The sequence below is a fragment of the Hymenobacter amundsenii genome (genome assembly GCF_002204745.1).
Classification (GTDB): Bacteria; Bacteroidota; Bacteroidia; order Cytophagales; family Hymenobacteraceae; genus Hymenobacter; species Hymenobacter amundsenii.
This window is the reverse complement of the sequence record NZ_NIRR01000101.1, coordinates 1-813: the sequence shown is the minus strand read 5'-3', so window position 1 is coordinate 813 and position 813 is coordinate 1. Positions and strand designations below refer to the sequence as shown.

Annotated in this window: 1 protein-coding gene; it reads left to right on the top strand. The window is 61.9% G+C overall.

Annotated features, from left to right (window positions below; all coding sequences use genetic code 11):
* The first annotated feature begins 36 nt into the window (after window positions 1–36).
* Window positions 37–797, top strand: a protein-coding gene (locus tag CDA63_RS20090) for an IS5 family transposase (protein ID WP_394335396.1) whose coding sequence is annotated in 2 segments (ribosomal slippage) — window positions 37–370 and window positions 370–797 — 762 coding nt in all. Because the reading frame shifts where the segments join, the coding sequence is not laid out codon by codon here.
* Window positions 798–813 lie beyond the last annotated feature (16 nt).

The window sequence follows — 813 nt, the reverse complement described above, 5'->3', positions numbered from 1 at the left end:
GCTAGGGCGAGTTCTCAATCAGCAGTAGCTTTACGCATGAATGCAGACCGCACGTTATTAACTGATGCGCAGTGGGCGCGCTTAGCACCTTTGCTGCCCGGACAGGCCCATAGCCCCGGTGTGACGGCCAAGGATACGCGCTTGTTCGTGGAGGCTATCCTATGGCGGCTGCGGTGCGGAGTGCCGTGGCGGGACCTACCCGAGCGATTTGGCCCCTGGCACCGGGTGTTCGTGCGCTTTTCGCGCTGGAAGCACAGCGGCGTATGGGCCAAAGCATTAGCCGCTTTGCAGGACGAGACGGGGCTGAGCCAACTGCAAGTGGACTCGACCATTGTGCGGGCCCACCAGCACGCGGCCGGAGCGTTGAAAAAAAAGGCCCCCAAGCGCTCGGGCGCAGCCGGGGCGGTTTCTCTACCAAGTTGCACCTGAGTTGCGACGCGCAGGGCCGGCCCCGGCAACTGGCGTTGACTGGGGGCCAGGCGGGCGACTGTCCCCACGCGCCGGCCCTGCTCGTGGCCGACTTGCGCGCTGGCCAGCACGTGCTGGCTGACAGGGCCTACGACGCCAACTACCTGCGCGAGCAGATTACCCAAGCAGGCGCCCAGGCGGTGATTCCCAGCAAGAAAAACAGAAAAGTGCCCATTGCTCATGACGCGCAAGTGTACAAGAACCGCAACCAGATTGAGCGTTGCTTCAACCGCCTTAAAGCGTATCGGGCCATCGCCAACCGCTTCGAAAAAACGGCTTTGGCTTATTTGGCCCTTGTTACCCTTGCCGCTATCCGAATGTGGCTCTGATTGAGAACTCGCCCTA